The sequence below is a fragment of the Pelagicoccus mobilis genome, from assembly GCF_016595505.1.
GTDB lineage: Bacteria > Verrucomicrobiota > Verrucomicrobiia > Opitutales > Opitutaceae > Pelagicoccus > Pelagicoccus mobilis.
On the sequence record NZ_JAENIL010000036.1, the window covers coordinates 12,201 to 26,348 of the forward strand.

General features: G+C 52.2%; 11 protein-coding genes. 7 read left to right on the forward strand and 4 right to left on the reverse strand.

The genetic code is table 11. The annotated features are described in order from the left end of the window. Window positions 1-35: 35 nt before the first annotated feature. Genes JIN87_RS18230 through JIN87_RS18240 form a run of 3 tightly spaced genes read left to right on the forward strand, consistent with a single transcriptional unit; the run spans window position 36 to window position 3,509 of the window. Window positions 36-1,400: an FAD-binding oxidoreductase gene (locus JIN87_RS18230; RefSeq protein ID WP_200357039.1), complete on the forward strand. Its 1,365-nt coding sequence runs from the start codon at window positions 36-38 to the stop codon at window positions 1,398-1,400. Window positions 1,401-1,423: 23 nt separating this feature from the next. Next, window positions 1,424-2,752: an MFS transporter gene (locus JIN87_RS18235; RefSeq protein ID WP_200357040.1), complete on the forward strand. Its 1,329-nt coding sequence runs from the start codon at window positions 1,424-1,426 to the stop codon at window positions 2,750-2,752. Next, a complete protein-coding gene (locus JIN87_RS18240; RefSeq protein WP_200357041.1) occupies window positions 2,745-3,509 on the forward strand; it encodes a glucose 1-dehydrogenase in 765 nt (254 codons plus the stop codon). Before JIN87_RS18235 ends, JIN87_RS18240 begins: the two co-directional genes overlap by 8 nt. Before the next feature lie 146 nt (window positions 3,510-3,655). On the opposite strand, the gene JIN87_RS18245 is transcribed toward JIN87_RS18240, so the two are convergent. The 3 genes from JIN87_RS18245 to JIN87_RS18255 form a co-directional block, all read right to left on the reverse strand. Next, window positions 3,656-4,123: an energy transducer TonB gene (locus JIN87_RS18245; RefSeq protein ID WP_200357042.1), complete on the reverse strand. Its 468-nt coding sequence runs from the start codon at window positions 4,121-4,123 to the stop codon at window positions 3,656-3,658. Between the two features lie 356 nt (window positions 4,124-4,479). Next, window positions 4,480-7,803, reverse strand: a complete 3,324-nt coding sequence (locus JIN87_RS28840; RefSeq protein ID WP_200357043.1) for a sensor histidine kinase — start codon at window positions 7,801-7,803, stop codon at window positions 4,480-4,482. A gap of 254 nt (window positions 7,804-8,057) precedes the next feature. Further along, window positions 8,058-8,945, reverse strand: a complete 888-nt coding sequence (locus tag JIN87_RS18255) for a LysR family transcriptional regulator (RefSeq protein ID WP_200357044.1) — start codon at window positions 8,943-8,945, stop codon at window positions 8,058-8,060. A gap of 128 nt (window positions 8,946-9,073) precedes the next feature. On the opposite strand from JIN87_RS18255, the gene ahpC reads away from it, so the two are divergent. From ahpC to JIN87_RS18275, 4 genes are all read left to right on the forward strand, one after another. Next, the gene (gene ahpC, locus JIN87_RS18260; protein ID WP_200357045.1) at window positions 9,074-9,637 is read left to right on the forward strand and encodes an alkyl hydroperoxide reductase subunit C; all 564 of its coding nucleotides are present in this window, start codon (window positions 9,074-9,076) and stop codon (window positions 9,635-9,637) included. Between the two features lie 152 nt (window positions 9,638-9,789). Next, window positions 9,790-11,361: an alkyl hydroperoxide reductase subunit F gene (ahpF, locus tag JIN87_RS18265; RefSeq protein ID WP_200357046.1), complete on the forward strand. Its 1,572-nt coding sequence runs from the start codon at window positions 9,790-9,792 to the stop codon at window positions 11,359-11,361. A gap of 282 nt (window positions 11,362-11,643) precedes the next feature. Next, window positions 11,644-11,985, forward strand: coding sequence for a YciI family protein (locus JIN87_RS18270; RefSeq protein ID WP_200357047.1), 342 nt, complete (start codon window positions 11,644-11,646; stop codon window positions 11,983-11,985). Continuing rightward, window positions 11,982-13,223, forward strand: a complete 1,242-nt coding sequence (locus JIN87_RS18275; protein WP_200357048.1) for an RNA polymerase sigma factor — start codon at window positions 11,982-11,984, stop codon at window positions 13,221-13,223. The genes JIN87_RS18270 and JIN87_RS18275 overlap by 4 nt, the downstream gene beginning before the upstream one ends. 34 nt (window positions 13,224-13,257) lie before the next feature. On the opposite strand, the gene JIN87_RS18280 is transcribed toward JIN87_RS18275, so the two are convergent. Next, window positions 13,258-14,043: a hypothetical protein gene (locus JIN87_RS18280; RefSeq protein WP_200357049.1), complete on the reverse strand. Its 786-nt coding sequence runs from the start codon at window positions 14,041-14,043 to the stop codon at window positions 13,258-13,260. Window positions 14,044-14,148: the final 105 nt, after the last annotated feature.

Genomic DNA, 14,148 nt, shown 5'->3' on the forward strand with positions numbered 1-14,148 from the left:
GAGCACTCAGAATTAGTACCCATACATGGGAAAAATTGTCTAAATCGATAACCGGCAATCTCTTTCTACGAAACGTTGGTTCTTACGAACTCACTCGTGTTTCCCTCATCTGGAACGCAAGAAAACCAAGCCTGAAGCCGGACGCCATTGTCCAGGCAAAAGACGTATCCGATGTACAGGCCGCCGTCCATTTCGCCAAGGCTAACAATTTGAAGGTTAGCATAAGGGGGAGAGGTCACCACGCCTCTGCCCCTTCCATGCGGAATGATGGAATTCTCATCGATATCTCGATGCTAAATTCCATCGATGTAGATTCAGCAAACAAAACAGCATCTGTCGAAGCCGCCGCCTTGGGTGGCAACATCACTCAAGTTCTGTCAGAACACGATTTAGCCTTTCCGATAGGGCACTGCCCCACCGTCCCTTTGAGCGGATTCCTGCTGGGCGGAGGACTCGGTTGGAATAGCGGGGCATGGGGAGTCGCTTGCAGCAATGTAACAGCAGTCGACGTCGTAACCGCGGATGGCGACTTGATCCACGCCGACGCTACTCATAACACCGATTATTATTGGGCGGCTCGCGGCGGAGGTGCTGGATTCTTCGGAATCGCAGTACGCTACAACATACGCTTGTATTCACTTCCTACGCACATTCATCAGCGCTCAATAAGTTATCCAATCGAGTCAGCTTCGATGGTTTCAAGGTGGTTAGATGAAGCAACAAGCGAGCTGCCTGCAAAAGTCGAAATTTCGGCGTTCCTCCAACAGTCTGAGACAGACTCTGGCGAACGCCGTCATGTGCTTTCAATTACCGCCACTGCCTTCGCTCATTCAAAGGAAGAAGCAAGAGATTGCTTGGCACCCTTTGACAAGGCGCCGCCCTCCAAACTAGGACCAGCAAGCGACACTGAAACTTCGTTCACTGCCCTTTCATCATTGCCAAGTAGTGGCGGGGCGATGCCAGCAGGCCTACCGAGATCCGCTGAGGATGCGTTCTTCACAGACTCGGCTCCTTCCAAGTACATCGAGAAAATCTGCAAATGGGCTCAGAAATCCCCCTCCCCGCAAAGCCTGATCCTCTTAGCGTTCCGACCGGGCCCGATTCCCGATCGCGAGAAAGAAGACATGATCTACTCAATGACCGCCTCTACCTTTGTAGCTGTTTACAGCGTGTGGTCCGAATCTAAACACGATGCAGAAAACATAAGGTGGGGACGGCAGACTGTCGCGGCCATGAAAGAACACACTAGCGGCTACTACGTTAACGAGTCCGACATCACTCTTTCAGAGGAACGACACAAACAAAGCTTCTCAGCAGTGAACTGGCAACGTCTCCAGACTTTGATACGCAAACACGATCCTGATGGACGATTTCACTACTTCCCCGCAACCACAGTCTAATCCCTAAAACACATCGCCACAGTATGTCTCGAATAGCCCTATCAGAAAGCAGGAAACTTCGTTTCGCTGTTTTCACTGCATACTACTTCATGCAAGGGCTTCCAATCGGCCTATTCATAATTGCCCTCCCTGCCTGGTTCACCGCCAACGACATTCCGAAGGAACAAATAGCAAGCTTCATAGGAATTGCCGGTCTTCCCTGGGCCCTCAAGCTTCTAGCAGGGCCAGTCATCGACAAGTTCAACTTCTTCCCCATGGGACTACGGCGTCCTTGGATCATCGCTATGCTCCTACTGATGATGTTGTCCTCGCTTGGCCTTCTCTTTGTAACGGATATCAAAACCCAGTTTTGGTTCCTAGCGGGAGTTTGCACCGCGATGAGCGCATTCGCCGCCATTGAGGATGTCGCAGTCGATGGGCTCGCAATTGCCATCATTCCAGAGGATGAACGTGGTCGAGCCAACGCGTTTATGGCTGGGGGACAAAGAGTCGGAATGTCGATAACAGGGGTCGTGGCGATCCAACTCCTGAATACAATTGGAGTTCCCGCAATCGGGCTCTACATCCTGATTGCTGCTTCCGTCATCCTGGTAGTCACCCTGCTCGTTCCTGAACGGCCTGGGGAAAGACATTTTCCCTGGAGCGATGGCGAAAGCCAGGTAGGAGAAGACGTAATCTCGGGCACCGCAGTTCAACGTACCAAAACGCTAATTAGGAGCCTAGTCTTTCCGATGAGTCTACTCCTCATCTGTGCTGCGTTCATCGATACTCTGTCCGAAGGCATGCTTGCTGTTTGGCGGCCACAAATCGCAATCAATCAGCTTAGCTACACTGACGCCCAATACGCAAACTGGTTTTCCATTTTCAGTTTCGCCGCTGCGATTATTGCAATCGCGTATGGACCTGTCATCGACAAGTTTGGAGCGTGCCGAGCGTATCGATGGGTCTTGCTCGTCTATTTTGGCTTCTTCATCATAGTATTCTTCTCCCTCAACCATTGGAGTTCGCCCTACCTGGTGCTAGGAGCCTTTTTCTTCCAATTGCTAGGAAGCTCTTTCCTATTCATCACTGGCATAGCTCTGGCAATGTCAGTCTGCCGCGTATCCATAGCGACAACACAGTTCGCCTGCTACATGGCGATATTCAACCTAGGTCGATCTACCGGATCCTGGGTATACCCAGAGCTAGTCGATTTCGCAGGATTAACCAGTATCGCAGCCGCCATTGCAGCCGTGACGATCATCGCTTGGTTTCTCCTCGGCTTCTTCGACCTCGAAAAACACAAGCAGCACCTAGCAAGAAACAAAGCCCTTCAACCTAAGAATCGAGTAATCCAAAACAACAATGCCTGAATTTGAAAACAAAACCATACTCATCACCGGGGGAAGCTCCGGTATCGGACGTTCGACTGCCATCGCCTTCGCCAAGGAGGGAGCGAACGTAGTTGTCTCCTCAAGACGCGAAGCCGAAGGAATTGAAACCGTCGAGCTCGTAAAAGATGCAGGCGGTAAGGGGCACTTCGTTCAAGGCGACGTCTCGAAGTCCCAGGATGTCCAAAAGATGGTAGGTGAGAGTGTATCCAAATTTGGAGGGCTCGATTTCGCTTTCAACAACGCCGGGATCGAAGGGAAGCCCTTCATCCCGACAGCTGACCTCGAGGAAGCCGACTGGCACCAGTTAATCAATATCAACCTAACTGGTGTCTTCCTCTCCATGAAATACCAAATTCCGGAAATCCTAAAACGCGGCGGCGGAGCGATCGTTAACATGTCCTCAATTGCAGGCCTGAAAGGGAGCCTTATCGGGATCGGATATGTCGCAAGTAAACACGGCGTCGCGGGGGCCACAAAGACTGCCGCCCTCGAATACGCTGCTCAGGGGATTCGTATCAACGCTGTCTGCCCAGCGATCATAGAAACAGATATGACAGATCGAGCTGGAGCTCTGGAGGATGACTCTGACCTAAAAAACATGCTCCTCGCCAAGCACCCCATCGGGCGATTCGGACAACCTATGGAAGTGGCGGATGTAGTCGTATGGCTGTGTTCCGAGAAATCCTCCTTCGTCACAGGCCAAACCATTCCAATCGACGGCGGTTACCTCACTTAGCACACCTTTGACCAAGCTCGACGTTCGATTCGAATTCGCAAAGCGGAACAGACTCAATACGCTGAAGCAGCAAGCACCTCAGCAACGAGAGCCCCGCCCTAACCGGGGCGAAGCTCTCAGTCATTTAATGAAGTGGTGTCGTCCAACTAGCCTGATTTGGCGACGAGCTTCATGTCTTTCACTACGATGCCTGCATACGCGTCACCCCCTGCCCCAGGTGACATCACCTTCACTGGCATGGATACCCTTATCGACACTGGCTCTCCAACACCGTTGGTAGCGGGAGTAAACTTCCAGCTTCGGAGCGTTCGCGTCATGAGTATCGACAATTCGGATTCAGACATTTCGGAGAATGGACCCGCATTTGAACGGATACTCTGGACCCGACCCTTCTTGTTGATCGTGTAGTACATTGTGATCTCAGTGCCTATTGTTGAGTTATGAACGCGAGGTGTTGAGTACGATTGGAGCACTGGATTAGAAACTCCTTCCACAGTAAAGTTGGGCAGCGTATAGGTGCGTGTTACCGAATCATCCGGTTGAGCGGATGCGGACGAAACTCCGCCGAGGACGAAAATGGCTACGAGGGCCGACAGTTTGTTGATGTATTTCATTTTCTTGAATTTAGTTCCTGTGTTGAGGCTTTTTGAGAAGCTACTTACGCGAATTTTGTTTCGCATTTCATTGTCATCAACAACCTCTGCTCTGACGCTTTGATTGCAGCAACAACAGCGAACAACCGCCGGAGAGCTGCTATGAAATCAGTTCAAGAATAGTCCAAGTCTCTACGGGGCGTCTTTATACAACGTAGTCAGGAACGCGTGATATCCCGCTCAGGTAGTCGAATTTTTCGCGGTCTCTTCCTCGCAACGCCCCCTACTCCGCCAACAGTGAAGGAGTCCGAAGACTAATTAAACGCAGAAAAGCAAAGAGTGTAATCCTGAATACAAGAAGTATGATGGCTGGGCGTTTATACATCTGCCGAGGTTTCAACAGCCAATTGATTTCCACCTCCCTCAACTGGGAGGGCGAAATCGATGGCGACCCTAAACCTAGATCCCTTCCCCTTCTCACTTTCGAGCGACACCTCTCCGCCTAGCAAGTGGGTCAACTTGTGCACGATCGACAATCCAAGCCCCACGCCACCATAAACGCGAGTTGATGATGGGTCCTCCTGTTCGAAAATATTGAATACACGCTCCTTCGATTCTTCGGAGATACCCACCCCAGAGTCGACAATCTCGAACAATACGCTAACTCGATCCGAGAAGGAACCATTGAGCTTCGCCCCGACCGATACAAAACCCTCGGGAGTGTATTTGACCGCGTTGCTAGCGAGATTTAAAAGGATTTGCTTCAGCAATCCAGCATCCGCCAACACGAACTTCGGAATCTCTTCGCTACATTCAACCTTCAGTTCGATCCCCTTCTTGATCGCGTCTGGCCTCACGATCGCGATGACGTCATTCACGACCTCTCCCAATTCACAAGGCGTTAAATTAACTTTCACCTTCTCGGACTCCAGCTTCGTATAGTTGAGGAGCCCCTCGATCAATCCCAACAAATGCGTAGAACTGGAGCGGATCGTATCAATGAAGGTATCATGATCCTCCTTCATATCCTTCATGCGCAAGAGCTCGCTCATACCCATAATCGCATTTAACGGCGTACGAATTTCATGGCTCATGTTCGCAAGGAAGAGGCTCTTCGCTTCACTCGCCGCCTCAGCCACCCTCAAGGCATGCTCCGTTTCCACCTTTGCAGCCAACGCCTTAGCTTCCGACTCACGCAACTTCGCTTCCGATTGTTTCCTAAATTCGATTTGGTCACGGAGCTTTAGATTCCGATAGCGGATTCTATGGGTCATGTATCTATGGGCTACAACGACTCCTGCTGTAACGAACACAAACAACGACAGCTTGAACCAGATCGTCTGCCAGAAATAAGGCAAAACTAACACCGGCAACACAATCGTATCGCTCCAAACACCATCGGACCCCGCACCTCGCACCTCTAGATGATACTTACCCGGCGGGAGTTGGTTGTAGGTCGCATTGTTTCGCTTATTCGCATACACCCAGTCCGCATCCAACTCTTCAATACGGTAACTAAAAACGCTTTTCTCTGAGTCACGAAATTCCAACAGAGAAAAATCCACTGACAGCGAATTTCCGCCCGGCGAAAGCTCCACCGTCGGAAGCGGCGACGCAGGTCCAAAAGAAACCTCCTCCCCATTCGCCAAAATACGAGTAATGAACAACGGCACATCTTGACGTTGTGTCTCGGCAACTCCCACGTCGCTTGCATCGAACCAAACAAACCCAGTCAAATTTGACAGCATCAACCTTCCAGTATCACTTGTACCAATACGCGTAAGCGGTCTACCTAGATCCGACTCTATCCGTCGAAAATCGCCAAACGAATCACTCTCCTCCAAATAACGAATCACTCCTTTGTGCGTGGCAGCCCAAATTTGCCCGCGATCATCCTCCGCAAGACCATAGACTAGGCCCGTGGAAAGAGTCCGGCGAACATCGTAAAACAAAAACGCGTTTTGCTTGCCTTCAAATCGAGCGATCCCCGAACGAGTAACCAACCACATTCGATCGTTCGAATCTCGAAACAAATCCTCAACACTCTCCTCCCGAATGGAACGAGGGTCATAAACGTCATCCCCCCATTCGACTCGCCCCATCGAGTCTGGATCAAAGCGAACCACACCGTTAGCGGTACCCAGCCAAACCAATCCATCCTGCCCCACTTCTATGTCCTCAACGAGGCTTGTCGCTGCATTTTCGATCTCTGGCGGCAAGTCTACCAACCTGCCCAACGAGGCATCGTATTTTTCCAGCAATTTCTGTTGGGCTATCCAAACGTTGCCCGATGCATCTTCGTGCATCGCGTCAACAGTTTTCGAATACACGCTCTCCCCTTCCGCCAAATCAGCAGTTATCCGCTCTACCTCGCCAGACGTCACGTCAATGCGTGAAGCCCCAAACGAGGTCCCCACCCACATAAATCCGGCATCGTCCGCGAGCAAGCGTGTCGCTCGATTATGGTGAATGCTATTCGCATCTCCCTCTTCATGCACAAAGCGCCTCAGGAAATTCAAGTCTTGGTCAAACTTGAAGACACCTTGGTTTTCCGAACCCGCCCAAATATTCCCATGCCTGTCTTCAGCAACCACCTCCCAAGCCGGAGCCTCATCGCCTGTATCAGGAGCGACAAGACGATTCACGACTCCCACACTCGTCTTGTAGGAATCAATCTTCAAAGCCCCATACGATTCGGTCCCCACCCAGAGCGTGCCTTCCCGGTCCTCGAAGATTATGTTGGCCCTAAAGTAATGCGGATGAAGAGAACGGTGCTCTACCACAAACGGATCAAACTGCCCCGTTTCCGTATTAAGTATGTGCATACCGTTATGCAGAGTCCCCATCCAGACTCTTCCACGTGAGTCTTGAATCAATTCTAGGGCGAAATAACTGGTGCTGCGATTGCTCTGATCTCCGCCCAATGCGATCGACATAGGATGAGAGCTGTCGTTTTCCAGATCGACCTTAGTCAAGCACGCTCCCGTCTCAGCGAGCCAGAGAACATTTTCCTCAAACTGCTCGATTACAAAAACGTCATTGGCAGGAAGAGCAAATGGAGCTGATTCAACCGTAAAGACCTCAGAGCGTCCTTCCCTTGGGTCGTAGTGCAAGACCCCGTCTCCCCCCGTTCCCATCCACAATGTTCCGTCAATCGCTCGGGAAACAGTATGTGTCGAGATCCGCTCGCGATGCATCTTCTCAGGCCAGATCGTATCCAGCACTTGACTACTCTTGTCCAAATATTGAAGCCCTCGGCTTCCAATAATGTACATCCCTCGTTCATCCACCTGGATCGCGTCGATCAAATCCATATGGCGTTCCGAGCCAGCGCCGGTCCCTAGTTGCTCAATGTCGCCAAAGTTTCCCGTTATCGGATCATACCAGTTAATCAAGGTGCTTTCGGAATCCGTGTGCGTTCCAAAGCGGCCCAGCCAAAGCTTACCCTCATCGTCGACAAAGGAATGATGGTACCAGTTGAAGTCGGGATGATTTGAACTCCCGACCTTCCGATAATACGTCTCTACGTTCTGGCCATCGTACCGATTGATTCCGTTCCGGGTGATAAACCAGATGAACCCCTGTTGATCCTGCTCGATGCTCAATATGAAATCCGAGCTCAAACCATCCTCTACCGACAAGGTGTCGAAAAGAAACGTCTCTCTCTCAAGCGTGCCAACTGCTGCCAGTTCGCTGGGCACAATCGCAGCGAACGCCAATACAAGTTGGCATAGCAATTTTCTGACATGGGGTTGGATCCGCAAGATTGGGGTATGGGTCGGATTTACAGGGTCGCCTGATTAACGAGCCTCACACCCTAGATCCAATCCCCTTCAATTCAAGTAGTCCCCCGCCACAATCACCATTTTCACGACATCTTAGCTAAATCCGTTCACCGACAATCCCATCCGCTTACCTGCAGGTTCAAATATTACATCTTCAGGCGAATTATATCCTAAGCGACGAAATCGGTCAGGCAGTCCTCGATCAATCCCATCAGCTTCCTCACGGCATCGCTAAGATAGCGATCGGGATGCTGTACCAAGGAAATGTCCCTCCCGATCTTTGCCCCTTCGATCTCTCGATAGCACAAAGCCTCGTCCAAGGACTCCAGAACCGCCATCTTCGGCAGCAGCGAAATCCCCTGCCCCTTAGCGACCAATTTCAGGATCGTGTCGATCTGAGCGCTCTCAAACGTAGCTTTCTGCCCTTCCGCCCCTTGCTCATAGAACTCCCTGATCTGTCGCCCCGCGCAATGAATCTGGCTCAAAGGCAAGAACGGCTCCTCTCGAAAATCCCCCACCTTCACGCTGCGTTTCTTCGCGAGAGGGTGATCTGCCCGCATAACCAAAACAAACGGCTCTCTAGCGATGACCTTCACGAGAAGACGAGGCTCTTCCACCGGTGTGGACATCAAAGCAAAATCCAAGGTCCCGTCCAAGATGCTCGCCAGCAAGCCCTCCGTAAAGTTCTCCTGCATCTTGAACGGCGGAATATCGTCCTGCTTGGCATGTCCAACCACATAGGGAATCAGGTAAGGCGCGATCGTCAAAGTCGCCCCGAAATGCGCCTCTCCGCCCGAGCTCACCGCATCCTTAAGCTCGTCGAGCGTACTCTGGTGCATTCGCAGCAGCGACTCCGCCTTGCCCTCCAAGTGACGCCCCACATTCGTCAATACGATCTGCCGCCCCTGACGATGAAAAAGCGGCCCGCCCAACTCCGTCTCAAGCTTCTTAATCTGGATGCTCAAAGCCGGCTGCGACACCCGACACTCCTCCGCCGCTCGCGTGAAATTGCGGTGGCGAGCCACCGAAGCGAAATACCTCAACTGCTGCAGTTCCATAAACGCTGCTTATCAAAAGCATATCTTTTATATATTTCAACTATCTTCAATTCTCTGCTAATCTCCCGCCCAATTCGAAAATCGGGCGTGACAAACGCCTCGAGAGACTACACCTCTCCTTCCACTTTATGGCTAAAATCAACGACACTATTCCTGAATTTGAAGTTCAAGCTTTCCACAACGGAGAGTTCAAAACCGTCTCCTCCGAAGACCTTAAGGGTAAGTGGGCGGTATTCTGCTTCTATCCAGCAGACTTCACTTTCGTTTGCCCGACAGAACTCGGCGACCTCGCTGACCACTACGAAGAGCTACAAGCAGCTGGCGTAGAAGTGTATTCGGTTTCTACCGACACGCACTTCGTACACAAGGCATGGCACGACGCATCCGAGACCATCAACAAGATCAAGTTCCCAATGCTCGGCGACCCGACTGGCGCGCTCACTCGCGGCTTCGACGTCATGATCGAAGAAGAAGGCCTCGCCCTCCGCGGCACTTTCGTTGTGAACCCAGAAGGCCTCATCAAGGTCGCAGAAGTTCACGACCTCGGCATCGGCCGTTCCGCTAAGGATCTCGTTCGCAAGGTCAAGGCAGCTCAATACGTAGCCAACAACGACGGCGAAGTTTGCCCAGCAAGCTGGCAGCCAGGCGAAGAGACGCTCACTCCGAGCCTCGACCTCGTCGGCAAGATCTAAGCCGCTGAATAACCAAATTTCACAACATCCCCTTCGCCCTCAAGCGAGGGGGATTTTTTTGAAAAACTCACAACAACAAATAGTTCGCGAACGTAATCCTTTTAGCTTAGACTACTCTAACGAATTTCGCTTCTCCACGTAAACAACACGAAATGAATCTCAGCCCGCAAATCATCGACACCCTCAAGGCCTACACCGAAAAGCTCACGCGTTCCGTGCAGCTTAAACTCTTCGATGGCCCGCACTCCAAGCGTCCTGAGCTGGTCGACATGCTGAGACAAGTCTCCACCGTTTCCGACCAAGTCGAATTCACCTACAGCGAAACCGGCTTCAACGTCCGCGAAGGCCTCACCTTCGAAATCCAAGCCGACCACAACCCCACCGGCATTCGCTTCTCAGGCATCCCAGGCGGTCACGAATTCAACACCTTCATTCTCGCACTCCTGCAATCCGGAGGCGTGCCCGTCCGTCTCGACGACGCCCTGATCCGACAAGTCGCCGCCATCGACGTGGAGCTCAGCTTCGAGGTCATCGTTTCCCTCGATTGCCACAACTGCCCCGACGTCGTGCAAACCCTAAACCAGTTCGCAACGATCAATCCGCTCATCTCCTGCGAGATGATCGACGGCGCCACTCACAAAGCCTTCGCCGACGAAAGAAACGTGCAAGGCGTTCCCGCCGTATTCCTCAACCGCAAACCATTTTCCAACGGCGCGATCACCGCTAGCGAGATCCTAGATAAGCTCAAGGACTACACGACCATCGCTCCCGTCAAAATAGCGAACGACGAGACTCTGTACGATGTCACCGTTATCGGAGGCGGCCCCGCCGCAGCCGCGTCCGCTATCTACACCACACGCAAAGGACTAAACGTCCTCATGCTCGCCGAAAAGATAGGCGGCCAGGTCGCGGACACCATGGGTATCGAAAACCTTATCGGCACCCCGAAGACCACCGGACCGGAACTTACCAAAAACCTTCGGGCCCATCTCGAGTCCTATCCAGTCAAAATCCGCGAAGAAGTACGCGTCGAATCCATCTCCCAACTCGAAGGCCAACACGGCTGGACTCTCAAACTCAATTCAGGCGAAGAGATTAAGACCAAAACTGCCGTGCTCGCCACCGGAGCCAAATGGCGCGAACTCGGCGTCCCCGGAGAAAAGGAAAACGTCGGCAAAGGGGTCGCATACTGCCCGCATTGCGACGGGCCCTTCTTCAAAGGAAAAGACGTCGTAGTAGTCGGCGGCGGCAACTCAGGCGTAGAAGCAGCCCTCGACCTCGCAGGCATCGTCAAATCCGTAACCGTAGTCGAATTCCTAGACACGCTCAAAGCTGACCAAGTATTAGTCGACCAACTACAGTCTACGGCAAATGCGAAAATAATCACCGGCACCTCCACCGAGAGCATCGAAGCCTCCCCTAAGGGAGTCACAGGCATGGTCTTGAAAAACCGCAAGACCGGAGAAACACGCGTTCACAGCACCGACGGCGTATTCGTCCAGATCGGCCTAGCCCCGAACAGCGCATTCGCTAAAGACCTCGTCGAAACCAACAAGTACGGCGAAATCGTAATCAACACCCGTTGCGAAACAAACAAGCCCGGCCTCTTCGCAGCCGGCGACGTCACCACCGTCCCCTACAAGCAGATCGTCGTATCCATGGGGGAAGGAGCCAAAGCAGGCCTCTCCGCCTTCGAATACCTCCTAAAATCCACGGCCAAATAGGAGGGCTACGTGTCTTCGCTTCGCTCGAGTGTCACTCACGTTCGGTACCGTCGTTGCCGTAGTGCCTAGGTTCGACTAAAACAAAAGTGTCAGGTCGGCTTCGCCGCACCGAGTGAAACGACACTTGAGGAGCTAAGCGACGAAAGATAGGTGCCTCCGGCATTAACCCAGGTTTGAAAAAAATTGGATCTCCGTGTCCAATTAGGCTGATCCCACGCATCATATTTATGTCGGCAATCCACCATTCCTGACATAACCAATAATTCTAACCCTATTGATGCTATGCCTAAACAAAACTACCTCTGTATCCAACGCAGCCCCGCAGGAAACTGCGAACCTCCACCTCCATCTCAAATGCAAGAGATGTTCGCCAAGTTCCAATCTTGGTCTGAAAAGTTCAAAGACAACTTTGTAGACATGGGCGGCAAGCTTGCCGAAGGCGGGAAAGTCGTCGGCGCCGAGGGCACGGTCGATGGCCCTTTTGCCGAGTCTAAAGAAATCGCCGGCGGCTATATGATAATCTCCGCCGAATCGATGGAAGAAGCGATCAAGATTGTCGAGGAAAGCCCAGGCATCGGCATGCCTGGCTCGACGGTCGAAATCCGTCAGATCCAGACTCCTTGAAGCGAGAGCTCGCAGAAAGCTTCTTCCGGCACGAGTACGGTAAGCTGACCGCTACCTTTTCCCGCCGATTTGGAACTCGCTATTTTCAGGACGTCGAAGACGCAGTCCAGTCTGCACTGCTAAAAGGCATGCAAACATGGCCCGTTTCCGGCGTCCCCGAGAACCCTTCCGCTTGGCTCTTTCAAGTCGCTCGCAACAGTCTTTTAGGCGAGCTTCGAAAGCGATCCAATCAGGGCCGACTACTCCAGGAACACTCTCAAGATTTTGCCGAGACCTCCGAAGGCGTAGCCGCTCCAAGCGAGTTGCAGGATAACCTCATACAGATGCTCTTCATCTCCTGCGACCACTCGATCCCGATCAACTCACAACTCGTTTTCGCTCTCAAAGCGCTTTGCGGCTTCAGTATCCAAGAAGTCGCCACACGACTTTTCGTCACAGAAGAAAACGCTTACAAACGATACGCCAGAGCTCGCAGAGCCCTTGCAAGCGACAGCATTGCCAAAGAACTTTCGAACGGAATCACCCACACTCAATACGCCCTTCGCCTCCCCTCCGTCCAAAAGGTACTCTATCTAATTTTCACAGAGGGGCACCTATCCACCCACTCCAATCTGCCGATCAGGCTCGAACTCTGCCAGGAAGCGATCCGACTCTCCAAAATCCTCGCCGAAAATCCTCATGGACAATCCCCAAGCACGTTCGCTCTGATTGCCCTCTTCCACCTTCTTTCTGCCCGGATGAGTTCACGACAAAAGGAAGACGGAAGCCTCCTTCTGCTCGAGGAGCAAAACCGTAGCCAGTGGGATCAAGAGCAGATCAAAGTCGGACTCGAATATCTCGCGAAGTCCGCCACTGGAGAGGAGTTTTCTCGCTACCATGCCGAGGCAGGAATTGCCGCAGAACATTGCCTAGCCCCATCCTACTCGGAAACACGTTGGGAAAAAATAGCAGAACTCTACCAATTACTGGATAGAGTATCCCCTTCTCCACTACATCGAATAAATAGGGCGATGGCAGTCGCCGAATTTAAAGGTCCGCAATTCGCGCTCGGTGAACTCTCTGAATTCGAACCACCGAGTTGGCTCAGCAGTTCCTACCAATACTACGCAGTCCTCGCTGACCTTCACTTCCGATCAAAAAAACAGGACGATGGAGCCCGCTTCCGCAAACTTGCCATCGATTCAGCCCCCAGCTCCGCGATTAAGAAACTCACTAAATCTCGTTTAGATCGTTACTAATGCTGCAACCATAGCTCTGTTAAAACAGCGAGCCTCAGCTCCTCAGCTCGGCACGGTATTCCATCAACATCTGATCCGCCTTCGCGATCAAGCTGAATGGAGGCACTTCAAACGATACCCAGCGGGGATCATCCGCGAAACCTAGCAAATCCGGATCACCGTACGGCAAATCCTCGCTCGCATCCACTTTTCGGATAGCGCCAGATTCTCCTAGAAGATAGTCCCGTATCCCCTCAATGGTTACATCTATGCGCTTTAGCAGTTTGCCGGCATAGGCATCCTGCCACTCCGACTCTAGAAGCACCGCTTTGGTCAAATCGACAAGTCGCTTCCTAAGCTTAGATTTCTGCTCCGCCGTCAACTCGTCCTTCAATCCATGGATCCCAATAAATGCGTCCAGCGCCTTATCGATCTCGCCAGCCTCCTCCATCGCCTGTACCTTCAGTTCGACTCGTGCCAAGCGTAGCATCTCAACCTGTGGATCGTAGTTTTCCACAGGTGGCGTGAACGGGACTCCACCAAAACTCGGGAGCAATTCCAGGTAGGCGCTCTTCAATTCCGAGATCTTCATCGCGTCCTCCTCGCTGTGAACCTCACCGGGACGCTTTGCAGGAATCCCAAGAATCTCGCCCGCATAGCCACCGTCCAACCTTGCGGCATCCGCTGCCTTTACCACCCCTTTCGGAATCTGTGGCGCAGTAACTCGATCCAGGAGAGAATCGAAACCGATCGCCATCGAATGTAGTGGAGAAGAGCCATTCTGAGGACGCGACTGGGTGGGTCGCTCCGAGTTTAGACCGAGGAGTTCATGAATCTGCATAGGTGTCCTTTGTTTGGGATTGGTGGGCAGAAAAGGACGGGCAAGGTACATAGCAACAGAAGCGCCAAAATCAGCACCAGAACGTCGCCTCCCTCGGAAGAAAAA

Coding starts and splice junctions, on each gene's coding strand:
- JIN87_RS18235 (WP_200357040.1), top strand. CDS start 1,424: ATGTCTCGAATAGCCCTATCAGAAAGCAGGAAACTTCGTTTCGCTGTT.
- JIN87_RS18240 (WP_200357041.1), top strand. CDS start 2,745: ATGCCTGAATTTGAAAACAAAACCATACTCATCACCGGGGGAAGCTCC.
- JIN87_RS18245 (WP_200357042.1), bottom strand. CDS start 4,123: ATGAAATACATCAACAAACTGTCGGCCCTCGTAGCCATTTTCGTCCTC.
- JIN87_RS18255 (WP_200357044.1), bottom strand. CDS start 8,945: ATGGAACTGCAGCAGTTGAGGTATTTCGCTTCGGTGGCTCGCCACCGC.
- ahpC (WP_200357045.1), top strand. CDS start 9,074: ATGGCTAAAATCAACGACACTATTCCTGAATTTGAAGTTCAAGCTTTC.
- ahpF (WP_200357046.1), top strand. CDS start 9,790: ATGAATCTCAGCCCGCAAATCATCGACACCCTCAAGGCCTACACCGAA.
- JIN87_RS18270 (WP_200357047.1), top strand. CDS start 11,644: ATGCCTAAACAAAACTACCTCTGTATCCAACGCAGCCCCGCAGGAAAC.
- JIN87_RS18280 (WP_200357049.1), bottom strand. CDS start 14,043: ATGCAGATTCATGAACTCCTCGGTCTAAACTCGGAGCGACCCACCCAG.